At 52.9% G+C, this 26,120-nt stretch carries 24 protein-coding genes; 15 read left to right on the top strand and 9 right to left on the bottom strand.

Going from position 1 to position 26,120, the window contains the following annotated elements; translation table 11 throughout:
* Nucleotides 1-10 precede the first annotated feature (10 nt).
* The 6 genes from WC184_01820 to WC184_01845 all read left to right on the top strand — a co-directional run bounded on the left by WC184_01820 (nucleotide 11) and on the right by WC184_01845 (nucleotide 6,415).
* Nucleotides 11-1,324, top strand: a complete 1,314-nt coding sequence (locus WC184_01820; GenBank protein ID MFA7476616.1) for an MATE family efflux transporter — start codon at nucleotides 11-13, stop codon at nucleotides 1,322-1,324.
* Between the two features lie 58 nt (nucleotides 1,325-1,382).
* Nucleotides 1,383-3,092: a DEAD/DEAH box helicase gene (locus WC184_01825; GenBank protein ID MFA7476617.1), complete on the top strand. Its 1,710-nt coding sequence runs from the start codon at nucleotides 1,383-1,385 to the stop codon at nucleotides 3,090-3,092.
* A 35-nt stretch (nucleotides 3,093-3,127) separates the two neighbouring features.
* Nucleotides 3,128-3,883, top strand: coding sequence for a molybdate ABC transporter substrate-binding protein (modA, locus tag WC184_01830; protein ID MFA7476618.1), 756 nt, complete (start codon nucleotides 3,128-3,130; stop codon nucleotides 3,881-3,883).
* A 98-nt stretch (nucleotides 3,884-3,981) separates the two neighbouring features.
* On the top strand, nucleotides 3,982-4,737 hold the full coding sequence (locus tag WC184_01835; protein MFA7476619.1) for an ABC transporter permease: 756 nt from the start codon (nucleotides 3,982-3,984) through the stop codon (nucleotides 4,735-4,737).
* Nucleotides 4,734-5,495 (top strand): ATP-binding cassette domain-containing protein, encoded by a 762-nt coding sequence (locus WC184_01840; protein MFA7476620.1) that lies wholly within the window; start codon nucleotides 4,734-4,736, stop codon nucleotides 5,493-5,495. The genes WC184_01835 and WC184_01840 overlap by 4 nt, the downstream gene beginning before the upstream one ends.
* A complete protein-coding gene (locus WC184_01845; protein ID MFA7476621.1) occupies nucleotides 5,492-6,415 on the top strand; it encodes a LysR substrate-binding domain-containing protein in 924 nt (307 codons plus the stop codon). Before WC184_01840 ends, WC184_01845 begins: the two co-directional genes overlap by 4 nt.
* Nucleotides 6,416-6,437: 22 nt before the next feature.
* Here the strand turns inward: WC184_01845 and mnhG are convergent, their stop codons facing one another.
* From mnhG to mbhE, 6 genes are read right to left on the bottom strand one after another with little or no spacing between them, the layout of a single operon-like run.
* Complete coding sequence (gene mnhG, locus WC184_01850) at nucleotides 6,438-6,788, bottom strand: monovalent cation/H(+) antiporter subunit G (protein MFA7476622.1); 351 nt, start codon at nucleotides 6,786-6,788, stop codon at nucleotides 6,438-6,440.
* Nucleotides 6,785-7,039 carry a monovalent cation/H+ antiporter complex subunit F gene (locus tag WC184_01855; GenBank protein MFA7476623.1) on the bottom strand — a complete coding sequence of 85 codons (255 nt, stop codon included), beginning with the start codon at nucleotides 7,037-7,039 and terminating at the stop codon, nucleotides 6,785-6,787. The genes mnhG and WC184_01855 overlap by 4 nt, the downstream gene beginning before the upstream one ends.
* The gene (locus WC184_01860) at nucleotides 7,036-7,554 is read right to left on the bottom strand and encodes a Na+/H+ antiporter subunit E (GenBank protein ID MFA7476624.1); all 519 of its coding nucleotides are present in this window, start codon (nucleotides 7,552-7,554) and stop codon (nucleotides 7,036-7,038) included. The genes WC184_01855 and WC184_01860 overlap by 4 nt, the downstream gene beginning before the upstream one ends.
* Entirely contained in the window at nucleotides 7,551-9,050 is a 1,500-nt protein-coding gene (locus WC184_01865; protein ID MFA7476625.1) for a Na+/H+ antiporter subunit D, read from the bottom strand. The genes WC184_01860 and WC184_01865 overlap by 4 nt, the downstream gene beginning before the upstream one ends.
* On the bottom strand, nucleotides 9,047-9,460 hold the full coding sequence (locus WC184_01870; protein ID MFA7476626.1) for an NADH-quinone oxidoreductase subunit K: 414 nt from the start codon (nucleotides 9,458-9,460) through the stop codon (nucleotides 9,047-9,049). The genes WC184_01865 and WC184_01870 overlap by 4 nt, the downstream gene beginning before the upstream one ends.
* Nucleotides 9,457-12,228: a hydrogen gas-evolving membrane-bound hydrogenase subunit E gene (gene mbhE, locus WC184_01875; GenBank protein ID MFA7476627.1), complete on the bottom strand. Its 2,772-nt coding sequence runs from the start codon at nucleotides 12,226-12,228 to the stop codon at nucleotides 9,457-9,459. The genes WC184_01870 and mbhE overlap by 4 nt, the downstream gene beginning before the upstream one ends.
* 340 nt (nucleotides 12,229-12,568) lie before the next feature.
* On the opposite strand from mbhE, the gene WC184_01880 reads away from it, so the two are divergent.
* Nucleotides 12,569-13,342 (top strand): YggS family pyridoxal phosphate-dependent enzyme, encoded by a 774-nt coding sequence (locus WC184_01880; GenBank protein MFA7476628.1) that lies wholly within the window; start codon nucleotides 12,569-12,571, stop codon nucleotides 13,340-13,342.
* A gap of 3 nt (nucleotides 13,343-13,345) precedes the next feature.
* Here the strand turns inward: WC184_01880 and WC184_01885 are convergent, their stop codons facing one another.
* Complete coding sequence (locus WC184_01885) at nucleotides 13,346-14,158, bottom strand: thioesterase family protein (protein ID MFA7476629.1); 813 nt, start codon at nucleotides 14,156-14,158, stop codon at nucleotides 13,346-13,348.
* Nucleotides 14,159-14,197: 39 nt separating this feature from the next.
* Complete coding sequence (locus WC184_01890; protein ID MFA7476630.1) at nucleotides 14,198-14,701, bottom strand: MarR family transcriptional regulator; 504 nt, start codon at nucleotides 14,699-14,701, stop codon at nucleotides 14,198-14,200.
* Nucleotides 14,702-14,789: 88 nt separating this feature from the next.
* On the opposite strand from WC184_01890, the gene WC184_01895 reads away from it, so the two are divergent.
* The 8 genes from WC184_01895 (at nucleotide 14,790) to WC184_01930 (ending at nucleotide 25,588) form a co-directional block, all read left to right on the top strand.
* On the top strand, nucleotides 14,790-15,341 hold the full coding sequence (locus WC184_01895; protein MFA7476631.1) for a YceI family protein: 552 nt from the start codon (nucleotides 14,790-14,792) through the stop codon (nucleotides 15,339-15,341).
* Between the two features lie 21 nt (nucleotides 15,342-15,362).
* Nucleotides 15,363-16,046: a DsbA family oxidoreductase gene (locus tag WC184_01900; GenBank protein ID MFA7476632.1), complete on the top strand. Its 684-nt coding sequence runs from the start codon at nucleotides 15,363-15,365 to the stop codon at nucleotides 16,044-16,046.
* Between the two features lie 75 nt (nucleotides 16,047-16,121).
* Nucleotides 16,122-16,928 (top strand): thioesterase family protein, encoded by an 807-nt coding sequence (locus tag WC184_01905; GenBank protein MFA7476633.1) that lies wholly within the window; start codon nucleotides 16,122-16,124, stop codon nucleotides 16,926-16,928.
* 53 nt (nucleotides 16,929-16,981) lie between these two features.
* Entirely contained in the window at nucleotides 16,982-17,686 is a 705-nt protein-coding gene (locus WC184_01910; protein MFA7476634.1) for an SOS response-associated peptidase, read from the top strand.
* 115 nt (nucleotides 17,687-17,801) lie between these two features.
* Nucleotides 17,802-19,040: an exonuclease SbcCD subunit D gene (locus WC184_01915; protein ID MFA7476635.1), complete on the top strand. Its 1,239-nt coding sequence runs from the start codon at nucleotides 17,802-17,804 to the stop codon at nucleotides 19,038-19,040.
* Nucleotides 19,037-21,988 (top strand): SMC family ATPase, encoded by a 2,952-nt coding sequence (locus tag WC184_01920; protein ID MFA7476636.1) that lies wholly within the window; start codon nucleotides 19,037-19,039, stop codon nucleotides 21,986-21,988. The genes WC184_01915 and WC184_01920 overlap by 4 nt, the downstream gene beginning before the upstream one ends.
* Before the next feature lie 52 nt (nucleotides 21,989-22,040).
* Nucleotides 22,041-24,275: a DEAD/DEAH box helicase gene (locus WC184_01925; GenBank protein MFA7476637.1), complete on the top strand. Its 2,235-nt coding sequence runs from the start codon at nucleotides 22,041-22,043 to the stop codon at nucleotides 24,273-24,275.
* Nucleotides 24,272-25,588: a TIGR01777 family oxidoreductase gene (locus WC184_01930; GenBank protein ID MFA7476638.1), complete on the top strand. Its 1,317-nt coding sequence runs from the start codon at nucleotides 24,272-24,274 to the stop codon at nucleotides 25,586-25,588. The genes WC184_01925 and WC184_01930 overlap by 4 nt, the downstream gene beginning before the upstream one ends.
* Here the strand turns inward: WC184_01930 and WC184_01935 are convergent.
* A complete protein-coding gene (locus tag WC184_01935; GenBank protein ID MFA7476639.1) occupies nucleotides 25,574-26,089 on the bottom strand; it encodes a DoxX family protein in 516 nt (171 codons plus the stop codon). The two genes, WC184_01930 and WC184_01935, sit on opposite strands and share 15 nt — an antisense overlap.
* Nucleotides 26,090-26,120: the final 31 nt, after the last annotated feature.

Consider the following 26,120-nt stretch of genomic DNA (forward strand, 5'->3'; position numbering starts at 1 on the left):
CATCAACCGGGTGAACCTTTCGAAAAAGCGTATTGACGCTGAAATTCTGCGATTAGCAATTCCGGCGTTGGGTTCTTTGCTGGCGGAACCGCTGTATATTTTGGCAGATACAGCGGTTGTTGGCCGGTTAGGTACTGATCGTTTGGCCGGCTTAGCCTTGGCCTCCACCATATTGTTGGTCGGCTATTCGATCTTCATATTCTTAGCCTATGGCACTACGGCTGCTGTCAGTCGCAAGCTGGGCGCCAATGACCTGGCCGGGGCTGCCCATCAGGCAGTGCAAAGTTTGTGGCTGGCCTTCATGATTGGTGTCGTCGTGGCAGCCGTTTTCTTCATTGGCAGCGACAACTTGTTGGGTTGGCTTGGCTCGAAACCTGATTTCCATTCCTTCGCTCGAACCTACTTAAAGATCAGTTTGCTGGGCGTACCCGCCATGCTGGTGGTGTTAGCCGGAACAGGCTATTTGCGTGGCCTGCAAGACACCCGAACACCACTATTTGTAGCGGTGGTTTCAGCAGTATTTAATTTAGTAGCGGAAGTGATACTAATTTATGGATTCAACTTCGACATCGGCGCTTCAGCTTTAACCACGGTAATTGCCCAATATTTGTCGGCTGGCTGGTATGTGTATGTTATACACCGGGGTATAAAGCAGTATTCGATTGGAGTCAAACCTGATTGGCATACGATTGGTCAGTTGGGTTTGGTGGGTCGCGATCTTTTCTTGCGCACCGTTGCTTTGAGAGGAGCGATTGTGGCTACAACGGCCGCTGCGGCTCGACACGGTGCCACGGCCTTGGGTGCTCATCAATTGACCTTTGAAATTTGGAACTTTGCAGCCATGTCGCTCGATGCCATTGCTATTGCAGGCCAGGCGATGATTGGACGCTTCCTGGGAGCAGGTGAATTGACGTCAGCTAAGGCGGTTGGAACTCGCATGCTCCAATGGGGCTTCGCCGCTGGTGCTTTTGCGTTGGTAGCTATCGTGGCGTTGCATAGTTTCCTTCCCTACTGGTTTACGAACGACGCCCAAGTGGCCGCCCTGGCTGGCAGTTTGTTGTTGGTAGCGGCGGTAGCTCAGCCCATTAACGGGCTGGCCTTTGTGCTAGATGGGCTTTTGATTGGTGCTAGCGACATGACGTTCTTGGCGAAAGCGATGCTCATCGCCGCCGTTGGTTACCTGATTCTCGTGGTGCTCGTTGTTTGGCAGAATTTGGCAATTCAATGGCTCTGGTGGGCGTTTTTTGGGTTTATGTGGTTACGCTTTGGTGTGCTTTATCGGCGTTGGCGTAGTGGTCTTTGGGCACTCACCACCTCGGCCTAGCCGTAACTATTTAAGCTTTGTAGCTGCTGTACCTTCCCCTGTTTGGAGATATTTCCTCGTGCAAGAACCAGAATTGATCGAGTCGCGGCCAAGTTTTGCCGATCTCGGCTTGAAGCCCGCGCTGGTTCTAGCGCTCGAGAACCTTGGTTTTGAAGAACCAACCCCCATCCAAGAACAGGCGATTCCGGTACTTATGACCGGGCGCGATTTGGTTGGCAGTGCTGCCACCGGTACGGGTAAGACGGCCGCGTTCTCGCTCCCAATGTTGCAGATGTTGCCGACCAAGGGTGGCCCAATCCGTTTGATTGGCTTGGTTCTGGTACCCACACGCGAGCTGGCAGTCCAGGTGGCTGAAGCTATTCACGATTATGGCCGCCAGCTGGGAGTTCAGGTGCTGGCTGTGTACGGTGGCGCGCCAATTGGTCGCCAAATGGCAGCACTCGATCGTGGCATGCACATTGTGGTCGCCACCCCCGGTCGAGCTTTGGATCATCTGAAAAGGGGCAGCTTAAATTTCGATGACCTTGAGGTAGTGGTCCTTGACGAAGCCGATGAAATGTTGGACATGGGTTTCGCCGATGAGCTGGACGCCATCATGGAAGCGACGCCGCCACAGCGCCAGACGGTCTTGTTCTCGGCCACGTTACCTCGTCGCATTACCGATATTGCGAGTCGTTATCTCTCTAACCCGCAACGAATCCAGGTGGCGAAAGAAAAGGTGGTGGGCGATAGCCCGCTGATCGAACAGCGCTCATATCTGGTGCCTCGTGGTTTCAAAAATCAGGCTCTCGGCCGCATATTGGATGTGGAAGCGCCAACCGCGACGCTCGTATTTTGTTCCACCCGTATCGAAGTCGATTCCTTGGCCGAAACACTCAACCAGCGCGGCTATCGTGCCGAGGCACTTCATGGTGGCATGGACCAACCTCAGCGGGATCGAGTGATGAACCGTTTACGTTCTGGTTCAGCTGATTTGGTGGTGGCAACCGATGTTGCGGCGCGTGGTTTAGACGTTGATGTGTTGACTCACGTGGTGAATTTCGAACCGCCCTCGTCGGCGGAAACGTACACACATCGAATTGGTCGCGTAGGTCGAGCGGGTCGTTCAGGTGTAGCCCTGACGCTGTGTTACCCGCGGGAACTTGGACAGCTTTCCAATATTGAACGCCGCCAAAAAATTTCTCTGGCGCCGAAAGACGTCCCGTCGGTTGAAGACTTGAAACAGCATCGACTAGCTCGCCTCAGCACCAAGATCAGCCAAGTCGATATTTCAGCCGCCGCCGATTTTGAAGTCTTGCTTGATGAGCTCACCAGCGAAGAAGACTTACGGAAAGTGGCACTGGGTGCTTTGAAGCTTGCTTATGATCACAGCGTCGGTGTCGACGATGATGTTGAAATACCACCAGTTGAACGACGTCACAACAACGAGCGATCAGCCCGCGGTGAACGAACGGGTAAAGGGAAAAATCAGCGTTTCGAACGCGATCGCCGTGGTGGAACAAAGGGGTACAAACTGAGCGGCGACGTGGTAAGTCTGTACATAGGTATTGGCAAGAGCTCAGGGCTTCGCCCTGCCGACTTGGTCGGTGCCATCGCGAATGAAACTCGTCTCAACGGGAAAGATATTGGTGCCATTCGGGTGGCATCGCGTTTCACAACGGTTGAAGTGCCAGCCCGCAGTGCCGATGAAGTGATTAAGGTTCTAAGCCGGACCACAATTCGAGGCCAGAAAACTAGTGTTCGACGTGATCGTGGGCCAAAAAGATAACCACAATGTCAGCTAATTGAAGGTTTGTCGCACCAGTGAAACGCGGGAAGATTTACATCTTGTTGGTGGTCTTCGCAGTGTTGAGCTCGGCGTGCACAAGTTCGTCATCTGAAGATGAACCAGTTCTAGTATTCGCGGCCGCTTCGCTCACCGATGCCTTTGCGTCGCTTCAAGAAGACTTCGAGCTGGCTCACCCCGAGGTTAGGGTGGAGTTTAATTTTGCCGGTAGTGGCCTGTTGCGTGAACAGATTTCACAGGGTGCACCGGCCGATATTTTTGCGTCGGCCGACCTGGGCAATATGGAGACCTTAAGTTCGGTCGGCCTCGTGGTTGACCCGGTTCAGGTATTTGCGCTGAACCGCATGGCGCTTGCCGTTTCAGCGGGTAATCCTAAAGCAATTACTTCTCTGGTTGACCTGGAACGCGATGACCTTCTAGTGGGGCTCTGCACTGCCGGGGTGCCATGTGGTGATTTAGCACGGCGATTACTTGTTGGAGCTGGCATTTCGCCCCGATTAGCGACTGAAGAACCAAATGTTCGCGCTTTGGCAAACAAAATCGCCTTAGACGAACTTGATGTTGGGTTGGTCTATGTCACAGATATCGTAGCTCTCGCGCCTGTGATAGAGGGCGTAGAAATGCCCGACGATGATAACTTCACCACTCCGTACCCAATTGCCGTGGTGAAAGATGCCCCACACCGCCAGGGCGCGGAAACCTTCTTCGATTATGTGAACTCGAATAGAGCTGCCCAGATCCTGGAAGAACACGGGTTTCAAACGCCAAAATGAGACCTCGGACCGATACCAGTCGAAATAGCAAACCAGGCTCAAGCAGGTGGTCGCGCAACCCCAAGCGGCCAATAGCGCCAATCGGTACCGTTCCGCTGTTGTGGTTGTTCGGTCTAATAGCAACGCTATTTTTCTTATTGCCATTTTTGGCTTTGTTATGGCAAACGCCGTGGAGTGAATTAGATACTTTGTTGCGTAGACCCATGGTGGCCCAAGCACTGCGTCTGTCGGTGATTTCCTCCTTTGCGGCCGCCCTGATCAGCACGATTTTCGGTGTGCCATTGGCTTGGTTACTAGCGCGCAGCGTATTTCCGGGTCGCACGCTGGTACGAGCGCTGGTGACTATGCCCCTGGTATTACCGCCTGTGGTGGGTGGTGTGGCACTGCTTTTTGCCTTTGGAAGACGAGGCGTGGTTGGCGAAGCACTATATGAAAGCACTGGTGTGGTGCTCCCCTATTCCATTTGGGCGGTAATTCTGGCCAACGTTTTTGTGGCCATGCCGTTTTTAGTGGTCACGATCGAAGCGGCATTGGCGAATATGGACGGCCGACTTGAGCTCGCCGCCAGCACCTTAGGAGCGTCGTCGTGGCGGGTCTTTTGGCGGGTCACGTTACCTAGCATTGTGCCGTCATTGGTCGCGGGCATGGCTTTGGCATGGGCCCGAGCGCTAGGTGAGTTTGGTGCAACCATCACTTTTGCTGGCAACCTGAGTGGCCGCACCCAAACCTTGCCGTTGGCGGTTTTTGTGGCCATGGAAAGCGATCGCGATTTGGCCGTGGCTTTAAGCCTAATTTTGATGGTGATTGCCTTAGCGGTATTAGTGGCGCTGCGTGGTCATTGGTGGGCGCGATGACATCTTTGGAATCGGCTTCAAGGCCCGGTCAACTTCACGCGCACGTTGTGGTGGCTCGTTCCAACTCGTTTCAACTCGATGTTTCGATATTGGCTGCGCCGGGTGAAATGGTGGCCATCTTGGGGCCCAACGGCTCGGGTAAGAGCACCTTGTTGGCCGCTCTAGCCGGTTTATTGCCGATCGATTTCGGTGAAATCCGTCTGGGTTCCCAAATATTTGACTCCCCGGAATCAAATATTTTCCTTCGCAGCGTCGACCGGCGAGTGGGAGTGGTGTTCCAAGACCTATTGCTCTTTCCTCATCTCAGCGTGCTGGACAACATTGCCTTTGGGCTAAGAGCTCGTGGGGTGCCTAAAGCGGTGGCGCGCGCTCAGGCTCAGCGATGGGCTGAGGAATTTGGAGTGGGCGAGCTGATTGGCGCTAAGGCCACTGCGCTCTCGGGTGGCCAAGCCCAAAGGGTAGCCCTCGCCCGAGCTTTAGCTGTTGAACCAACCTTGCTATTGCTAGATGAGCCGCTATCGGCGTTGGATGTTGAAAGCGCGGCTGCTGTGCTGGTGCAGCTGAACGAGAATCTAATCAGCTCGGGTACGGTGGGAGTATTGGTCACCCACGATCCGCAAGAGGCCTACTTGTTAGCCGAAACTATGTACATTATTGAATCGGGTCGGATCACCCAACATGGTGCACCGAAAGATGTATTTACCCACCCGGCAACCGCCTATGTTCGAGCCGCGAGTGAAAAGGTTAGGGCGCTGTGAATCTGCGTGACTTTGAATATCTAGTAGCGCTAGCTGAGTACCGTCACTTTGGCCGAGCCGCCGATGCTTGTTACGTCTCGCAGCCTACGCTTTCAACACAGATCAAAAAGCTTGAAGCCGAGCTCGGTGTAGAGCTTTTTGAGCGTACGCCCAGACGTCTCGGTCTGACCCCCGCTGGGCAGAAGGTGTTGGAGCGAGCACAGATCATTCTGGCGGAAACGAACAACATCCGAAGCATTGCTTTAAACGCCCAAGATCCCGAATCTGGTGTTTTTCGCCTTGGAATTTTCCCAACCTTGGGCCCCTATTTACTGCCCCATGTGGTTCCGGCGCTGCACGAGCGTTTTCCGAATCTGGAACTCTTGTTGGTGGAAGAAAAAACCGAGGAGCTGCTGTCACGGCTCGAAAACGGCGATTTGGAAGCGATCATAGTTGCATTGCCCATAGCCAACTATGAAACCTTGGAACGTCGATATCTTTTCACTGAAGATTTTGTACTGGCAGTCAACAAGTCGCATCCATTGGCCGAAGGCGACAGCCTGCTAAACCCTTCGATCTTGAATCAAGAGGTGCTGCTGCTTCTAGAAGAGGGGCATTGTTTGCGAGACCAAGCCTTAGAAGTGTGTAGTCTCACCGGGGCTACTGAACGCACCGGATTTCGGGCGACCAGCTTAGAAACACTTCGCCAAATGGTGGTGGCTAATGTTGGTATCACCTTGATGCCTCGTCTGGCGGTAAGTTCGCCCAGCACGGCGTCAGATCAAGTGAGGTTACGTAACTTTGCCGATCCGGTCCCTCACCGCAATCTGGCTTTGTTATGGCGGCCAACCAGCATATTTAGCCCCCTAATGAGCGAAATTGGCGATCTCATTGCCAAGTTGCCTGATGGTCTGGTTCGTTATGCACCGCCAGCGCTTTAATAACGTATAGTCGGCAAGATTATTAATACATACCATCTTTAGGATCGTGGCGGGTAATACCTAGAGGTTTAGCGCCCTCATCTATTACGGTGCCTTCTTCAGGCATGGCTCCCGCCATATAGGTAGCGCGGCCCAACATGTTGGAAGCTGGCGGCGACATAATCACGTGTAGTATCAAAGCCAAGATAATACTGGTCAGATAATTCACGCTTTTCATCTCAATTGCCGCCCCAATTAACATTAATGCAATGCCAAAGGTAGATGCCTTGGCTAGGGCATGCATACGAGCTAAAACTTCAGGAAAACGAACCGCGCCAACCGCCGAAAGCAAGATAAAAGCGGAACCGGTAAGCATTAGTAATTGTCCGATCATTTCCTGGTCAAACCTTCTATATATCTAGCGATCATACCGTTACTAATGGGGCCGACCAGGGCCAGAGCGATCAAGGCCGGAAGGAAGGCACCGGATCCAGTATTGACAGCTGTAGCGGCGATACTGCCCATGCCAACCAGTAGCAGACCGTTTAAGCCTAAGACCCGGTCAGCAATGGTCGGGCCTTTTACCAACCGAAAAATAAACAATACAGCCGCGGTTAAACACATAACATAGATTGCAGCAATCATTCAGCCACCTCGCCATAACTCAATCTATTTGGTGTTCGAACGGGCTCTCCCAGGAATCCAACAACAAAGTGTTCGATACGAGCAATCGAGTTATAAGCACTTTGAGGGTCGGTCAAAGGCAAGAAGTGGACATAGATAACACCGTCGATCGCCTCAACGGTCATCGTGCCCGGAGTCAATGCGATAATGTTAGATATTAGAGTAACAGTCCAAGGCGATGGCGACCGTACTTTATAGGCCAAGACTCCCGTCCGAATATCTGCTTTTGGGTTCAATATTATTCGGGCCATTAATATATTAGCGGTAACTAATTGAACCGCTATGTATCCTAACAACTTGGCGAGGCCTATTAGAGTAATTCGGCGGCCGACTTCAGCCGGAGGCCCCAAAGGCACGGCAAAGAGCAACGCCGTGGCCAAAAGTGATCCTGAAATTACGTTGGCCCACGACACATCTCCCCAAGCCAAGATCCAAAGCGTGATTAGCATCACGAATCGTGCGGCATTGCCCCTCATCCCAAGACCGCCTGAATGTAAGCAGATTGATTTAGTATCTCAATAGACGCCCGTTCTGCTAAAGAATATAAAGGCGCCGCATACAGCGATACCGCCAAGCTGCACGCCACTAAGGCCATGGTGGGAAGCATCATTAAGGCCGGTCCACCGATTGCCCCATTTGTAATTCTTGTATCAGAAGGCTGATCGTCGCTTCGCTCGGCCGGATGCCAGAAGACGCCCGCCCAGATTCTGGTCATCGAAAACAGGGTTAGGAAGCTAGCGATAAGGCTGATGGCCACCACCAGCCACGCCTGGGCGGACATGCCAGCCTCTACCAGCGATAATTTGGCTACAAAGCCGGACAGTGGCGGAATTCCTGCCAAGCTCATAGCAGGTATAAAAAATAGCACGGCCAGGGTGGGTGCGGTTCTTACCATCCCACCAACCTGGCTTAGTCGTCCTGAACCACCGATGTGTTCAATCAATCCGGCCACTAGGAACAACGTGGTTTTGGCGATGATGTGGTGGATTATGTAGAAAATGGCACCCGCTAGGCCGGCCACAGTAAAGAATCCGAGCCCCATCATCATGAACCCAATATGGCTGATGATGTTGAACGAGAGAATTCGCTTTACGTCGTCTTGTGCAATGGCACCTAGAACACCTACCACCATAGTGAAACAGGCAATGACCAGAATTAGGGTGCCGTAGCGTTGGGCTTCGGGGAAGAACAGGGTTTGGGTTCGAATAAGGGCATAGGCACCCACCTTGGTGAGTAGACCAGCAAAGACGGCCGTAATCGGCGAAGGTGCAATTGGGTAGCTGTCAGGTAACCAGAAAAACAAGGGAAATAGCGCTGCTTTAATACCAAAAACGATCAACAACAACACCGCGAAGGCCCCGATAGTCGGACCCGGAAGTTGCGGGATTTTAACGGCCAAGTCGGCCAAGTTGACCGTGCCAGTGGCTGAATATATGAAGGCAATTGCGGTAACGAAGAGCGAGGACGCCACCAAGCTAATGACGATATAGGTCATGCCAGAACGTATTTGTTCGCGTTTTCCGCCGAGTGTTAGAAGCACGTAGCTGGCCGTTAACATCATTTCGAAGGACACGAAAAGGTTGAAAAGGTCACCGGTGATAAACGCACCTGACACCCCGGCAGCTAACACCAAATAGGCCGACTGGAACCCCACATGGTTTCTTTCGGCCCCAGGCTCACCAATGGCGTAAATAAGAACACTGGTCAGCATAAGAGCTGCCAGAACCAACAAAATAGCTGCTAGTCGATCCACCACCAATGTGATTCCCATTGGTGCCAGCCAGCCACCGGCATGGGCTACAAGGGTGCCGTTGGTGTCGACTTCACGCAGAATGACAACCGAAATTACGGTTACTGCTAACAGCGTGGAAACAGCAATGACACGTTGCGCGCTTCGGTAGCGACCTACCAGCACACACAGCGCGGCGCTGATAACAGGCAGCACTACCGGAAGCGGTACCAGGGCGTTCATTGGGCTTCCTCGTCATCAAGGGCCGCCAACCATTTCTCCTGGTCAGTCGTAGTCTTTTCAGCTGCTATTCGGTTGGCAATAGCACGATCACCAATGTCGTCTTCCACCTGGTCGTCGTTGGTTAAAATCCAGCTTCGATAGGCCATCGCCAACAATAGAGCCGTCACCGCGAAGGTAATTACGATGGCTGTCAGAGCCAATGCTTGGGGCACCGGATCGCTGAAGATTTTTTCTTTCTCGGGACCAAGAATCGGAGGATGGCCACGTCGACCCGAGGTAACCAACAAGGTATTGGCACCATGGGTGATAAGGCCCAAACCTATGATGATTCGGCTGAGTCGCCGTTGCAGAACCAAATAGGTACCAACGGTGAAGAGCAAGGCGGCAGTGGCAGCCAAAAGCACGGTCATACGCTAACTTCCAGTTCCTCAAGGGCTGGATCGTTGTCGGGATCTTCCCCGAAGGCCTCAAAGACCATCAGCACCATGCCAATTACGGTGAGATAGACACCCACGTCAAAGGCCAAGGCCGTGCTCAAATGCATGGTTCCCACGATTGGTAGGTGTTGGCTAAATTGGCTTACATACAGAACTGGTTTGCCCCATAGCAGTGGGGCCACGGTGGTTACGCCTGCTAAAAGTAGACCTAAGCCGAGCACCGACCAAGGTTTGAACTTGTTGTAACTGCGTACCTCATGCATGCCACCAGCCACATAGCGGATGGTTATGGCTGAACCGGCCAATAGACCGCCCACAAATCCCCCGCCTGGTTGGTTATGGCCTGAAAACAGCAGCCAAAGTGACGTCAAGATCACGGCGTGAATGACGAGCCGTACCGAAACATCGACGAATACGATCCGCGTCATAGCACCGCTTCGCGTGTTATCGACCGCCTGGCGAGGTCGACGTCCAGCGCGAGCAATCGCCACGGCACCGATAGACGCCGCCACTAAGACCGTTGTCTCCCCCATAGTGTCGAGACCACGGAAATCGACCAGGATCACGTTCACAATGTTGCGCCCATGGCCATCGGGTAAGGAGCGGGCCACGATGTCATCAGACACCGACGAACCAAGAGAACCGTCGGCGGCAACAAGAGCGAAAGCAAAAACTGTTATGCCGACGATCCCAGCGATTGTGGCTCTAGTAACCCGGTGACGGTTGGTTAATTCTCGCTCGAAACGAGCCGGAAGACGGCGCAACACCAAAACAAAGGCCAGGGTTGAGAGGGTTTCGATTGTGACCTGGGTTAGGGCCAAATCGGGCGCCCCGTAATAGACAAATAAGGCGGCCATCGAATAACCAGCTGTTCCCAAGAACAAGGCAGCCGAAAAACGGTGCGGCACCAAAAGCGCCCCCAAAGCCGCCACCACTAGAGCGGCCGCGATTGGGACTTCAGCCCAATGAAACCACGGTGGCAAGCTGATATCGAAGAGTCCGTTCAACAAAACTACGGCTGGGGCGATAGCCACGGTGGTTAGTATCACGCCGGCATAGACGGGCAGCGAACCGCTTTGCACGATACGGGTAAGTTGTTTCGAGCCGTTAAGGAGCCCGTTTAGCGCTTTGGCATAAACACTTCGGCCGGTCGGAATGGCGTGTCCTAGTCGCAAGACTGGTTGTACCTGGGCATCGAATACAAACAGCAGCACGCCCCCTAAGAATGTGATCAGGGTTAGGGCCACGGGGAGGTTCCAACCATGCCAAATGGCCAGCTTCACGGGTTCAAGTTCCGGCCACCAGCCAGGAACTGCAACTTGCCCCAATCGATTTAAGACCCCCGGTACCAGACCAAAGATAAGAGTCAAGGTGCTCAACACCAGGGGGGGCCCAAGCAGCGATGCCGGAATTGCTTGGTTGTAGCTATCGGTGTTGCTGCGATGTGGGGCTACGAAAGTTCCCCACCAGAATCGAACTGCATAGGCCAGAGTCAGCATTGAGCCTGCTACCAAACCAACTAGTACTAGACCTTGGTAAGCCAAGCCAGAATCGGCAATAGCGGTGAATGCAGTTTCTTTGGCGATGAAACCAAAGACCAAAGGCAGACCAGCCATCGAAGCAGCACTTATGGCGGTTACCACCGAAAGAACACGCCAGCGAGGACCAAGCGCGGGCAGCTCGCGCAGGTCTCTGGTTCCCAATTGGTGATCAAGAATGCCCACCACCATAAATAAGGTTGCTTTGAATAGGGCGTGGGAACCCAGTAGCAGCCAACCAGCTAGATGGGCTTCGGGAATTCCAGCACCGAAAAGTGCCATCATAAAACCAAGTTGGCTAACGGTGCTGAATGCTAAGAGCTGCTTAAGGTCGTGTTGGCGAAGCGCTCGCAGTCCACCAAGAATCATGGTGGTTAGCCCCACAGCCACAATTAAAGGGCGCCACAGCCCCACTACCACCAAAATTGGTGCCAGCCGAGCCACCAGGTAGACCCCAGCTTTAACCATGGTGGCTGAATGCAGGTAGGCACTAACTGGCGTTGGTGCCGCCATCGCTCCTGGTAGCCAGGAATGGAACGGGTACTGGGCTGACTTGGTGAAGGCACCCAACAAAATTAGCAATGCTGCCACGCTGGTAGTGGTGCTTAGCGGAACCGATGTCGCCATAAGTTCACTGATGCGGTATGTGCCCGCGCTCTGGCCTAACAACACAAACCCGCCCAACATGGCTAAACCACCAGCTCCGGTGATCAAGATGGCATATAAGGCCGCCGTTCGGGCTTCTGGATCGGAATGCTTGTTACCGATGAGCAGGTATGATGTGACAGAGGTCAGTTCCCAGCACATGTATAAAAACAGCAGGTGGTCGGCCTGTACAACCCCAACCATGGCCCCACCAAAGAGGGTGAAGAGTCCGGCTAAACGACCAATGTCTTGGCCGTTGGAATCGAAATAGCGGTAGCCATAAAGCATGACCGCTAACCCAATACCGGCAATGATTATGGTCATTGTGGCGCTCAGACCATCTAAAGCCAAATCAAAACTAAGACCTAGTTGCGGTACCCACGATACGGATTGGGTTTGGCCGAGACCATCTAGGACTTTACCCAGCTTCGAAGCTACGTAAATTAGCGATACCACCATGGGAAGCGTGGCAATTAGCATTCCATGGTGATTAATTTTGGTATTGGCGGCTATGAGGCCCAAACCGACTACAGCAAATATAACCAGAACTAGAAGCACGTTCAGCGCCACCAACGCTTCTGAATGTCGGTGGCGTCTTCGGTGGTGGTACCGCTAGTTGGGGTATCTGCCATTTGGTTCCCCAGTCGTGTAGGTGCTTGGCAGCACTGGCTGGTTGGAAGACATCTCAAATATAGTAAAACATGGCTCCAAAAGTCGTATGCGCAGCTCAACTTAGGCGCTCAAGTGAGCCTGAACGGCCACGCTAAGCAGTGCGCTCATGGGCTCTTTAGCTGGGAATAGGTGGCCTTGGTGGTTGGGCCAAGGAAGTAAACATCTATCATTGCCAGTGCAATAGGTGCATTCACCTACCCGGCGTTAAGCAGATTTGTGTTGGAAGATGGTGATTCCCATCGATATAAGCCCGGCTGAGACCGTTGACGATTTTACTAGCCGTTTAGCTGCCGTTAAGGCACGAATTAAAGCTGCCCGTGAACGCTCGCCTTACGGCCAAAGCGTACGGCTTTTGGCGGTTAGTAAGACGGTGTCAATTAAACGTCTGCGGGCGGCCATAGAAGCTGGCATCGTCGATCTTGGTGAGAACAAGGTTCAAGAAATTGAACTTAAAGCGCCGCTGCTCGGTGCCGAAGGTGCCAAATTCACCATGATCGGGAACCTCCAAACCAACAAAGCTCGCACCGTGATCAAATATGTTGACGAGCTACATTCGCTAGACCGCATTCGACTGGCCGAAGCCTTGCATAAACGGCTGATGGATGCCGGGAAAACACTCAGGGTGTACGTGCAGGTGAACACCTCTGGTGAGGCTTCAAAATATGGTTTAGCACCACATGAGGTCGCCGAGTTTCTTAAAGAACTGCCTCGCTTCCCTACTTTGAAGCCGGTGGGGTTTATGACTTTGGCTGTTTTTTCCTCAGATACGGCTGCCGTGAGGGAGTGTTTCGTTCGCTTACGTGAGGTTCGGGACGAAGCACGTGAAAGCTTGGCGGTGGCTGCCGAGATGAGCGAATTATCGATGGGGATGTCGGGTGATTTTGAGGTGGCAATTGAAGAAGGTGCCACGGTAGTTCGCGTGGGCCAAGCGATTTTCGGCAGTCGTGAAACCGCTGATAGTTACTATTGGCCCGCTTCGAACCCCGATTCCAAGGCTTAAAACCTACTGTTCAGGCAGTCGGATGGCTGCGATTTGGGTCGCCTGGGCCACCAGCTGGTTGCTTTGATCCCAAATTTCATAAACCTCATCCACAAAACCATCTTGAATTAGCTGGACCCGGAAACGGATTCGCAGAGGTCCTGGCACTGGAATCGCACGAATGTATGCGGTGAGATCAAGCGTTGGTACCCAGCCAGTTCGGACGATGCTAAAAGTGGCTGGGGGTAGAGAATCACAAGCATAAAGCAGCATGATCGGGTCGACTGCTAAATCATCATCAACCTCAAACCAAGCTCGGACTTCGCCTTGGCGCTCAGGTGGGATCGGCGTGTCATCGAAGCTAAAGGCGTACTGGGGATCGAAGATCACACGAGTGTTGCTTGGGGGTCGTTCGTTGTTGCCGGCAAAGCTCACACAATCTTCTATCGGCGCAATCTCCACTGGTTTTGTGGCGCCCCAAAATGGTTGCGTGTCGGCATTCAAATTGGCGAGGGTAAAGCGGGCTTCAACAAAGACTTTGTCGTCTTGAATTAATTTGGCGCTTACCTGGCTTGCCGATCGCCCAGATCGCGAAATTTCGGTCTGAATGGTGGCTTTACCAAGATCGGGTGAGAACAAATATTGCACGCCAGCTGAAATGGGGTGCTGTTGCGTTGCACCACTAGCACGTGCCGCCTCTACCGCGGCTCGACCTAAGCAGGCCAGAAGATAGCCGCCATTAGGTTTGCCGCCACCAATCGAATATTCAGGTTGAAGATTGACTAGATACTCGCCATCGCCAAGGGGCGTGATGGCAGTTGCGTCCGCGAAATCCATTTCGACACCCTAGAGCAAGGCCATTGTGATGGCTGAATCTCAAAGGTTGGCTTCGTTGGCTGTAGTAACAATGGTTTCTGATTCATCATCGGATACGAAACCAGCCAATATTTTCTCGGAGATGCTGGCCAAGGCCTCAAGCTCTTGGCTTGAGAGACGGTCGATGATCAAGCGCCTCACTTCTTGGACATGCCCGGGTGCGGCGGCCTCAATTGCCGAACGACCATCATTGGTAATCTGCACGAAAGAGCCACGCTTGTCGGAGGGGCAACGCACTCTAACTACCAACCCGCGTTTTTCCATGCGGCCGATGTGGTGAGAGAGACGGCTTTGTTCCCAGGCTAATGCCTCGGTGAGCTCGTAGTTTCGAAGCTGACCTTCTTCTTGATCGGTTAGGGCTACCAAAACCTCATAATCGGGGTATGACAGACCGGAGTTGGTATTGAGCTGGTTAGCCAAGCGAGCAATCAGCTTGGTCTGCATCGACATGAAGGCGCGCCATGCGGACTGCTCCTGTTCATTTAGCCAACCTTGGGATTCCATGAAATTTACTATAGCCGAAGTAGCAAGTTCATGACACATCATGTACCGTGACTGGTGTATCCGACTTCAACAAGGAGATTAAATCGTTATGACTGTTGCAACCGTTACTACTGGTGACTACAACATCGACGCTGCACACTCACAAATAGGATTCATTGCACGCCACGCCATGGTGGCGAAGGTTCGTGGCAATTTCACCGAGTTCGAAGGTTCCGGTCATTTTGATGCTGAGAATCCCAGCAATTCCAGCCTCTCTTTAACGATCCAGGCGGGAAGTATCGACACCCGCAATGCTGATCGTGACGCCCATCTGCGTACCAACGACTTCTTTGGAATTGACGAAAACCCCACCATCACGTTTGTGTCCACCAAGGTGGAAGGCGCTGGTAACGATACCTATACGGTTACGGGTGATCTCACCATGCGAGATGTAACCAAATCAATCACCTTCGATCTGGAGACTACTGGTTCGGCAGTCGACCCCTTTGGCAATACTCGAATGGGGCTTGAAGGCAGTGTGGTTGTGAACCGTAAAGATTGGGGTCTGAACTGGAATGCTGCTCTGGAAGCAGGCGGCTTACTGTTAAGCGAGAAAGTAACCCTTGAATTCGAGGTTTCGGCAATCAAAACCGATGCCTAACTCGGCGGCTAACCTGAAGATATGACTGAAATGAGCTCCGCTCCAACCTTGCGCATCGACATTTGGTCGGATGTAGTTTGCCCCTGGTGTTTCCTAGGTAAACGGCGGTTCGAGCGGGCTCTTTCGCTTTTTGAAACTCCGGTCAAGTGGGATATTCATTGGCGTGCTTTTGCACTAGACCCCACCGCTACCGCAACGCCCAGCAACCTTAAAGCGTCACTCGAGGCCAAGTATGGTCCGGGTTCTTTTGAAGGCATGACCTCACGCCTTGGAGCTCTGGGCCCCGATGTGGGCATCAATTACCGATTCGATCGTGCTCTACGCGTGAGCACGACCAACGCCCACCGCCTTTCAACCTGGGCCTATGAAACCGCTGGCGCTGAAAAACAGGGCCAGATTATTGATGCTTTATTTCGGGCCTATTTTGAAGAGGGAATCAATATTGCTAGCCCCGAGGAACTGATGAAACTTGCCGACGCCGTCGGTCTTTCGGGTGGTGAAGCCGCCGAAATGCTAGCCAGCGACGCCTTTCGCTCCGAGGTGGCCCGAGACATGGCCGCCGCCACCGAACGTGACATCACCGGTGTGCCAGCATTCGTCGTTGAAGACAGTTTTATAATTCCCGGTGCTCAAGAAATCGAGACCTTCACCCATGTGTTGGGCAAAATCGTGGAACGACTCACTAACCCCCACAGTAGTGAATAGCTGCCCTAAGCTGCACTGACGTTAGCCTGGGTAGTCCTATTTCAGGTTGGGAATCGAAACTGGAGTGTTCACAGTATGAATTGGCATGAAGAGCTAGTGGTGGAGCCCACGTTGGGCCAGGCTGGCAACCAATTTCGTGCCAGCATTAGTGATGAGTGGACCTCTCTTCAGGGCGCGCATGGCGGCATTGTGGCGGCGTTAGCGCTTAAAGCAGCCGAAGAGGTTTTGGCCCGTGAAGGTATTAGTGCCGAAGCATCAATGCGTGCCGCAACTTTGGGCTATGTATCTGGAAACGTTGTTGGCGATATTGATATCGAAGTGGAGATAATCCGTCGAGGTCGTGCTTTAAGCACTACTCATGTGCGTACAAGTCAAAACAGAAAGACCACTACTGTGGCGCGATTTTATCATTCGCCACCCTGGGATGGTATGGAATATAGTGATGCTCCAGAAATGCCGGAGCGCCCGAGCGAGACAATTAATCTGTATCGTGAAGGTACCAAATCGCACCTTAACAACGTTGAAACGCATCTACACTCTTCTACCGCCATCTTGGCGGGTGCCGATCGAGCCGAATGGATGGCTTGGAGTCGTCCGCTGCATGGAGGCAGCCTCGATTCTGCCTGGCTATTAATGTTTGGTGATTACTTCCCACCGGCGGTTTTTGCTAAAGCCACTACCCCGCAACGGGCGGTAACGATTGAATATTCCATCCAAGTGCATTCTGCGGATGGGAACTGGGTTTTGGGTGACGATGAATACCTAACGTCGCGTATGCATGCTTTCCACTCGCATGATGGTTTTGCGGTGGAAGATGGTTGGATCTACTTGCCTGACGGACAACTTCTCGCCACTACCCGCCAAACTCGCCTGGCGGGATAATTCGGTAAAGTTTGAGTTTAGCTTTATAAGAGTAGGACGGAAGTTAATAAATAATGTGTGGACGCTTCGTCGCGACAACATCACCTTATGATTTGGCCAATTATTTTGGTGCAGTTCTTACTCCCGCGGCCGATGAGGTGCGACCAAGCTACAACGTGGCACCAACTCAGCCAGTGCTAACTATTTCTCAAGAAGAAGAGGAACGTCGTGTGGTACCGCGACGTTGGGGGTTGATCCCCAGCTGGTCCAAAGATCTCAGCGTTGGCTCCAAAATGATTAACGCTCGTGCCGAAACAGTTGCCGAGAAACCTTCCTTTCGTTCCGCCTTTAGGCGACGCCGTTGCTTAATTCCGGCCGATGGTTTTTATGAATGGACAACCGAGCCTGCTCAAGCCAAGAGACAACCGTGGTTTATCCATGATTCCATCAACCGGCCACTGGTTTTTGCCGGTTTGTGGGAGCACTGGAAAGACGCACACGGTACCGGGCCCGATATAGAAACTTGCACCATTATTACGGTAGATGCGGGACCAAAGATGGCGGTACTACACCACCGTCAACCGGTCTTTTTGGCCGAAGATTCTTGGGAGATTTGGCTCGATCACACCAACGACAATACCGATGAGCTACAAGCGCTTTTGGTGGCGGATTCTGGAGTTGAGGTTGACTATTTCCGCGTTAGTACTGCCGTTAATAGTGCCAGGTCGCAAGGCTCTTCTTTAATTGATCCCATTGGTGAACCGGGCGCGTTATTTTAAGTCGTGCCAACCGGGCCGAGCTTAAGTGTCACAGCGGTTCAATACTGTTGTGGAAAGCTGCAAGAGAACGAGCACGTCCGGAAAATAGTTGTACCGGGTGGTAGGGAGAGTGGTTGTGCGCATAGTCCACACGAGTGATTGGCATCTCGGTAGAAATTTTGGACCTGTGTCTCTGCTCGAAGACCAACGGGCGTTTTGTCAATGGTTGACCGAGTGGTCAATTGCCGAGGGTATTGACTTGGTCATTGTGGCTGGTGATATCTACGACCGCGCCATTCCTCCAGTCGAGGCCATCGAACTGTTTACCTCTACGGTGAAAGCCCTCACCGAGGCGGGCATTGTGGTGGCCGCCATCACAGGCAATCACGACGCCGCGGATCGGGTTGCACCGTATCTAAGCCTGATGGAGTCGAGCCGCTTTTATCTGCGTGGTGGATATCGACAAATTGGCGAAGTCATACCACTGAATTTTGATGATGGTCCGCTGGATTTGGCTTTACTCCCCTACCTAGAGCCGCGTAGCGCCCCCGATGACTTCGGCTTTAATCAGGATTCCGCTGATCATCACGAGACCGATTATGAGGCCAACGACGCCAATTTGGCTCTGAACACGGCCGAACAAGACGACACATTGGTTAAACGTCGATTGGCGCGTACCCACGCCGAGGTTATGCGCACATCCCTTAAACTAATTCGTTTTAGGCTGAACGCGCCTCGCTCGGTAGTAGTGGCCCACGCATTTGTAACCGGCGGCAGCGCCTCCGACTCGGAGCGCCAATTGGTAGTGGGTGGCACTGGCGAGGTTCCAGTCGAACTATTTGAAGGGTTCTCATACGCCGCGCTAGGCCATCTTCATCGACCACAAAACATTGGTAGCACGGCTCGGGTGCGTTATTGCGGCACCCCACTCGCCTACTCGTTTTCCGAAGAACATGAGAAGTCTGTGTCGGTCATTGACCTAAATAGCGACGGCACGCTTGAGGCCGAACAAGTGGCGGTACCGGTTGGTCGCGGTGTGGTCACACTCAGTGGAGAAATTGACGATCTACTGACCAACCAAGCGTATTTACATGCAGAAGCATGCTTTTTGAGGGCGATTGTTACCGATCGAGCCACGGTCTTCAACGCGAAGGCCAAGCTCGCCGCTCGCTTTCCTCATGTTATTGAAGTACAGCTTCGGCCCGAAGGTAACCTGCCCAACTTCGCCCAGCATCAACCGCAATTCGCACAAAGTACGCCCTTGCAAGTGGCGTCGGAATTTTGGCGCAATGTCGAAGGCGAAGCTCCGTCGATATCAACCTTGGAACTACTGACATCGGCAGTCGAAGCAGCTACTTCTAACGAGGCCCGATGAAACCAATTCGCCTTGAACTAAGTGCATTTGGGTCTTACCCCGGCCGCGAAGTCATAGATTTTCAAACGCTTTATGCGAGGGGCCTGTATCTGGTAAGTGGGCCCACCGGTGCTGGCAAAACCACCATTTTCGACGCCATGTGTTGGGCGCTCTACGGAGTTATGCCGCGTAAAGAAAGAAACGAAGTTCGCTCTGACTTTGTCGACGATACAACTCGGACCACGGTCAGTTTCGACTTCGAAGTTGGAAAGCGCCGCTTTCGGGTGGAACGCAACCCTGAACAGCTACGCCCGGCCAAGCGTGGCTCTCGACATGTTACTGAACCTGCTTCAGCCACTCTGGTTGAGTTCGACGGGACCTCAAGTGTTACCCGGGCAACGAAGGCCAACGAGGTTTCCAAAGAAGTTGAAGAGCTAATTGGCCTGAACGCCCAGCAATTCCAACGCGTGGTGTTATTGCCCCAAGGCGACTTCGCCCAGTTCCTCTTGGCCACTAGTGCCGAGCGTGAAGAGCTCTTAGCACGTCTTTTCGGGGGTGACGTGTATGACAATATTGTTGACCGCCTGAAAGAGATTCGTGATGAGCACAAGGCCCAGCTCGGTGACCAACTCACGCGCCTAGAAGGCGAGCTTGATCAAGCCCGGCGGGCTGTGGTGGCGGCGCATGAAAGCCTGAGGCCCAACACCGCCGTTCCCGAGGTTGAAGATTGGGCCTACGATCGTCTTGAAACTGAGCTGGCACCGCTTCAATTGGCCATCGACGATCAAACCAAACGAATCCTGCAACTAGATGAGACCCTCCGTGGGGCTCGTGAGGAATTGGCTGCGGCCAAAGAGCTTCACAAGCGAAGCCAAGATCTTGAACGTCATAAACTTGCGCTTCAGTCCCTCCTAGATAAGAAGGCAGCGGTGGTATCTCGCGCCGATGCCGCCAACGTTTCCCAACAAGCCCGATCCATCCTCGGCCTCGCAGCAAAAGCCAAAGACGCCACTACGTTGTGGCAAGGCACCGCCGAACTTCTCGCCAACCGAACCGGTAATCTCAGTCGTGCCTTCACATCTTTAGGTCAATCTTGTGATGACCTATCGGCAAACACCTTGGCCCGTCATTTCTACCAGACTAAACAAAACCTAGACCGCCAATCCCAGATCCTTAACGTGCAGCGACAGGCCCATGATGAGCTCAAGCGCTGCCAAAACAACTTGGCGAAGGTTCTGAGCGATGAGAACGTGCAACAAAAGCATCACCAAACGCTAGAAATGCAACGGCTCACAGCTTCCACCGAGTATGAACACCTACGCGATAAGGCCGAAAATCCGAGTGAACTCGAACGTCTCTTGGGCTTGGCTCAAGAGAAACTTGAGGCGAAGAAAAATTACGATCTAACCCTCGGCCATCTGGTCAAAGCTAACGCCCGGGTTGAGGAAGCCGAAGGCCAAACCACCCGAATATTTCAAGCCTTTGTTGACAGCCAGGCACCTCGGTTAGCCGCCTCATTGAGAGATGATCATCCGTGTCCGGTGTGTGGTTCAACAAGTCATCCAACACCAGCTACCGCCCAGGGCGACCAGGTCATTAGTTTTGAAGAGGTTGAGGCGGCACGAAAGCAGACCGAGCGACTTCAGGCTGAGCGCACGCAGATAACCCTGCAATTGCGCGAATACGGTACGAATCTGGGAGAAGCCCAAAACAGCAGCCAACAAGAGCTGTCTCAAGTGGTAAGTTCACTTCAATCGCGGGTTGTTGATGCCGAAAATAGCCACCGAAAAATGGCGGTGCTGGAACATCAACTCGGCCAACTTGATGAGCAATTGGCTCAGCTGGATCGCGAAAAAGCAGGTTTGGCCGAACGTGTAAAACAAGCGGAAGACAACTTGGCAAACGCACAAAATGCGGCCGGCGCAGCTGATACCGCCGCCGTCGCCATTGATGAAGCGGAGCTCGAGGCTCACGGCAACATCCTGGCTCAAGTTGAAAGAGATCTTGAGGGATTAGATCGCCTCGAACGAGACGAAACCGTACAGGGTGAACGGGCGGCCGCCGCGCAGAATGATTTAAGCGAAGCGTTGCAGATCTCACCGTTTGCCAATCTGTCCGAAGCTGAGGCCGCGGTTCTACCAGAGACGACTGAAGCCCAATGGCTGGCAGATTCGATTGAGCACCAGCAACTCTTAACCCGAACCGAAGGGTTCATCGAAGAGCTACAACGTGAGGACATCCCCGAAAATCTTCCTGATCTTTCAACCTTGGCGGAGGCGGTTGCTGCCTACGAGCTTGAACGTGAACCTGAACATAAGCGGCAAGTTCAAGGTGAGCTTCACTACAAAGCACTACAGGCAGCACTCCAGCGATATTCACGGTTGAGCTCTACGAATGCTGCCTTGCAGGTGAATTACGAAGAGGCCAATAGGGTTTATGAAGTCTGCGCTAGGGGTGGGTCAGCTCTGGCAGTATCACTGAAACGTTGGGTGTTAGCCGCCGAACTCGATCGGGTTACTCAGGCCGCCAACGTTCAGCTTTATGAGATGACAGCAGGGCGATATTCGTTGTCTCGTCGGGTCGACCGAACCGATGGACGCCGAAGTTTCGGGCTCGACATCGAAGTGTTTGATGCCAATACCGGTAAGGCTCGCTCAACCAGTTCCCTATCGGGCGGTGAAGCATTTCAAGCCTCGTTGGCCTTAGCGCTTGGCTTGGCCGATGTGGTTAGTCGCGGTGGTCGCAGTTCAGGCCACGATTTTGAAGCGTTGTTTATCGATGAGGGGTTTGGCTCCTTGTCGGAAGAAGCTTTGAGCGACGCCGTAGCAACGCTGTATCAACTTCAAAACTCAGGCCGAATGGTGGGTGTAATTTCCCATGTCGAGTCTATGAAGCAAGATCTTCATGTTGGAATCGAGGTTCGTTTGCGACCCGACGGCCATGGTTCAACGCTGATTCTAAATCCCTAAGAACCTTGGAATTTCCGGAACACTGCGCGTCTAACTTCAGTAGGAGAATCAAGTGCCTCGACCTTCATTTGAAGCTCAACCATCGAATCGGAGAATTCAGCCTGGAGGTGAGGCCAAGCGGCTCTTGAACACGGTGGAGGCAATTCCGAGGGCGATCGGGGCAATACAGCACGAGCTGAGGTCACGCCAGGATGAAGCACATAGGGCGCTAGAGCAGCTCCAATCTGAACTTTATTACGAGAAGTTGGACGGTATCGCCACTGAAAGTCTTCGTGATCTGCTGGATAGTTCCGTTCGGTTAGGATTAGTCGCCAAAAAATATCCAACAGTCGCAGGTTTAACCAAAGTATCCGCGTCGCACTTGATGTCGATTGATGGGGTTGGCAGTGCAAGTGCAAACAAAATAATGGCTGCGGTTGGGGTGCTAGAGCAGAAGTTAAGGGTAAATACTCCGATTAAATTAAGTATTGATAACAGGGGCGGCGGTTACTCGGCTCTCGTTTTGGCTTTGCTCCGGCTGACTTGGTCTCGTGCCACTGCAGATCCCGTCTTACAACGCTATGAACCGTTATTGCCACAATTAGATTCTTTGGCGCGCATTGCCAGGCCGATGTCGAGTCGGATGTTAATGTACTTCCGCTCACACAAGAACCGACAAGATGCCTCTGATGCGATTCACAAGATAAACGAGGTATTGGCACACTCTGACGTTGCGTTGGATGAGCTCGCACATCTACGACGTTCGCTTACCACTTTCTTGCCAAGTGTTCACGAGGCTTGGCAGGCTTTTCAAGACGACGCAGTTGGCTTCAACCAGCTCGTCATCGAGCTGGGCGGTGCAACTTCTACTCTATCGTTGGACCAAGTCTTCCTGTCAGGAGATCTAGCTCGAAAGATAAACGACCATCCGCTTGATACGACGTTACTAAAGGCGACACTACGAGGATACCAGGCTTTCGGGGCTCGTTTCGCACTCACCCAACGCCGGACCATTTTGGGTGACGAGATGGGATTGGGGAAAACGCTTGAGGCCTTAGCTGTGGCTTGTCACCTGAGCGTTTTAGGCAAAACCCATGTGTTAGTAGTGGCACCCACGAGTGTATTAGTGAATTGGCTACATGAAACTACGAAGCATACACATCTACGCTCGTTTCGCTTGCATGGTCCAAACCGAAATGCTCAAACTAAAGCGTGGATGGAAGACGGCGGATTGGCAATTACTACCTACGGTACATTGGGTGCGCTCCTGATACCGAAGCATTTCAAACTCTCGCTGTTAGTGGTTGACGAAGCTCATTATGTGAAAAACCTTCGAGCGAAACGTACAAAGAGTGTAGTTAGCTTAGGTGACCAGGCTGAGCGCGTTTTATATATGACCGGCACACCACTGGAGAATAAGGTCAGTGAATTCAAGAGTCTTATTTCACAACTTCAGCCTAGTTTAGTGTCGCAATTTGAGTTGTCGGATTTCTTGGTAAGGCCCGAGCGTTTTAGGCATAAGGTCGCACCGGTATATCTACGACGTAATCAGGCCGATGTGCTGAGCGAGCTGCCCGAACGTATCGATGTTGCCGAATGGCTCGAATTTGGCGAAGGCGATGCCGCGGCCTATCGCCGCGCTGTCGAGTCCAGCAATTTTATGGCTATGCGCCAGGCAGCTTATGCACCTGGTACGCCTGAACAATCGGCCAAGTTGGCACGCGTGGTGGAGCTTGTCGATCAGGTCTCGGAGCAGGGACGTAAGGTAATTGTATTTTCCTATTTTCGAGGGGTGCTGACTAGCGTGGCCAATGCTTTGGGCGATTCGGCGCTGGAGCCGATTACTGGAGATGTAACGCCACAGCAACGCCAAGCGCTAGTTGACGAGTTCACTAACCGTGAGGGCCCAGTCGTACTCGTGGCCCAAGTGATTGCGGGTGGTGTAGGACTGAACATCCAAGCAGCTTCGGTCGTGATCATGGCCGAACCTCAAATCAAACCGTCAATGGAAGAACAAGCCATTGCTCGTAGCCATCGAATGGGCCAAACCCGCACTGTGTACGTGCACAAATTGTTAGTCGAGAACTCGGTCGATGAGCGCATGCTTGAAATTTTGGCGGAGAAACAACGTCTCTTTGACGAATATGCCGCGGGTAGCACGCTTAAGGATGCTGCTGATGCCGCCATAGATACCGCTAATGTTGACGATGAGGCCCTGGCGATCACTCCCCAATTACAGAATGAGATTATTCGTAGGGAACGGGAACGCTTGGGTCTCCCTGAGGTCGAGGTCTTGGAGCCCACATGAGCGTTCGGTTCGAAAGTGTTTTACCACATCCCCAACGGCAGGTTTTCACATGGCATGAACGCCCCGGCGCCTTCACCAGATTGTCGCCACCGTGGCACCCCACCAAAATTATCAGTGAAGCTGATTCCTTAGACGGGGGCCGCGGCGTTATTCGCCTGCCTCTTGGTTTGCGATGGGTAGCGCAGCACTCTCACTACGATCCACCGCATCAATTTGTTGATGATCTGACTTCCTTACCGCTGCCGTGGCACCACGAACATCGTTTTGAGGCGATTTCACCGAATGAAACTCGCATGATTGACACCTTGAAAACACCGGTTCCAACAAGGTTTGTGCGAAAAATGTTTCGTTACCGCCACACCCAACTTCGTGACGATCTAGCGGCGCAAGAAGTGTTATCAAGGTTCGAGTCGGGCTCTTTGAAAGTGGCCATTACCGGCTCTAGCGGACTTGTCGGTTCAGCGCTTTCAGCTTACTTAGGTACTGCGGGCCACCAGGTGATTCGCCTGGTTCGCTATCCCACCAACCATCCCCTTGAGCGGCAATGGGAACCACTCGATCCCGATCCGGCAATTTTTGAAGGTGTCGACGCGGTTGTTCATCTGGCGGGTGCCTCGATTGCTGGCCGCTTTTGCCAGCAACACAAAGCCCAGATTCGCGAGAGCCGAATCGAACCTACCTACCGTCTGGCCCAAGCCGTGGCAGCGGCCGGTGATGCCAAAGTGCTAGTTACCGCTTCGGCGGTTGGCCTCTATGGTTTCGACGAAGGACCACTCCCCCTCGACGAATCGATGGGTATGGGACAAGGTTTCCTGGCACAAGTAGTAGCTGATTGGGAGGCGGCTGCCGAACCAGCCGAAACTGCGGGCCTTAGGGTAGTAAAGGTCCGAACGGGTTTGGCTTTGTCACCCAAAGGTGGGCTTTTACGTTTGCTTTACCCGCTGTTTTTGGCTGGTGGCGGAGGTCGTTTAGGCGATGGTTCGTCATGGATGTCTTGGATAGACCTAGACGATCTAACCGACATCTATGCCCACGCTTTGGTTGATGAAAACCTAGAAGGGCCCATAAATGCGGTGGCACCAAACCCGGTTGATAACCGTGAATTCACTAAGGTTCTCGCACGGGTCGTTCGTCGCCCTGCCATAACTCATGTTCCCAGGCCAGTGCTTAGCCTGGTGGCTGGACGTGAAACGGTTCAAGAGATTGTGTGTGCTTCGCAGTTGGTAGTACCTGAAGTTTTGTTAGACAACGGGTTCGTGTTTAGGCGTCCAAGCTTGGAAGCTTCGCTAAGGCACCAACTAGGTAGGTTTTGAAGGCCGCCAAAAAACGGCCAACGTGGCAAGACCGCCACCGATTCCCAAAAGCAAAGCCAGCACCAAGCCTGTCACGCCCGACCAGTTTGGCAAATCAAACAGATGGTCGAGTGACCACTCACCAGCACCAAGCACGGCTACAACGACACTGGTTACTAACAACGTCATCACATACTCCCAGCCTTCACCAGGCCGGAAGATGAAGAAACCATTGCCGCGATGATTGATGAGCCAGGCAACCAGCATGGTGGCCACCACGGCGCTAGCCGCCAGGGGTGTTAACAGCCCGGCAATCAGCATGGCGCCGCCACCTAATTCGGCCACACTCGCTAACCAGGCGTGAAAAACGCCGGGTTTCATGCCCAGTGATTCAAACCAGTTGGCGGTGCCGTTAATTTTGCCACCTCCAAAAATGTGGTTGTAGCCGTGGGCCATCATTACCACGCCAATTAGGCAGCGAAGCAAGAGTACTGCCAGGTTAAATGCTTGTATATCGTCCATGCGGTACCCCACTTCGCCGTATTGAAGCGAA

Source organism: Acidimicrobiia bacterium, from assembly GCA_041676705.1.
Taxonomy (GTDB): domain Bacteria; phylum Actinomycetota; class Acidimicrobiia; order Acidimicrobiales; family SKKL01; genus Actinomarinicola.

Coding starts and splice junctions, on each gene's coding strand:
- mnhG (MFA7476622.1), bottom strand. CDS start 6,788: ATGATCGGACAATTACTAATGCTTACCGGTTCCGCTTTTATCTTGCTT.
- WC184_01855 (MFA7476623.1), bottom strand. CDS start 7,039: ATGATTGCTGCAATCTATGTTATGTGTTTAACCGCGGCTGTATTGTTT.
- WC184_01910 (MFA7476634.1), top strand. CDS start 16,982: ATGTGTGGACGCTTCGTCGCGACAACATCACCTTATGATTTGGCCAAT.
- WC184_01890 (MFA7476630.1), bottom strand. CDS start 14,701: ATGGAATCCCAAGGTTGGCTAAATGAACAGGAGCAGTCCGCATGGCGC.
- WC184_01885 (MFA7476629.1), bottom strand. CDS start 14,158: ATGGATTTCGCGGACGCAACTGCCATCACGCCCCTTGGCGATGGCGAG.
- WC184_01895 (MFA7476631.1), top strand. CDS start 14,790: ATGACTGTTGCAACCGTTACTACTGGTGACTACAACATCGACGCTGCA.
- WC184_01905 (MFA7476633.1), top strand. CDS start 16,122: ATGAATTGGCATGAAGAGCTAGTGGTGGAGCCCACGTTGGGCCAGGCT.
- WC184_01880 (MFA7476628.1), top strand. CDS start 12,569: ATGGTGATTCCCATCGATATAAGCCCGGCTGAGACCGTTGACGATTTT.
- WC184_01865 (MFA7476625.1), bottom strand. CDS start 9,050: ATGAACGCCCTGGTACCGCTTCCGGTAGTGCTGCCTGTTATCAGCGCC.
- WC184_01860 (MFA7476624.1), bottom strand. CDS start 7,554: ATGAGGGGCAATGCCGCACGATTCGTGATGCTAATCACGCTTTGGATC.
- WC184_01840 (MFA7476620.1), top strand. CDS start 4,734: ATGACATCTTTGGAATCGGCTTCAAGGCCCGGTCAACTTCACGCGCAC.
- WC184_01870 (MFA7476626.1), bottom strand. CDS start 9,460: ATGACCGTGCTTTTGGCTGCCACTGCCGCCTTGCTCTTCACCGTTGGT.
- WC184_01930 (MFA7476638.1), top strand. CDS start 24,272: ATGAGCGTTCGGTTCGAAAGTGTTTTACCACATCCCCAACGGCAGGTT.
- WC184_01935 (MFA7476639.1), bottom strand. CDS start 26,089: ATGGACGATATACAAGCATTTAACCTGGCAGTACTCTTGCTTCGCTGC.
- WC184_01900 (MFA7476632.1), top strand. CDS start 15,363: ATGACTGAAATGAGCTCCGCTCCAACCTTGCGCATCGACATTTGGTCG.
- WC184_01920 (MFA7476636.1), top strand. CDS start 19,037: ATGAAACCAATTCGCCTTGAACTAAGTGCATTTGGGTCTTACCCCGGC.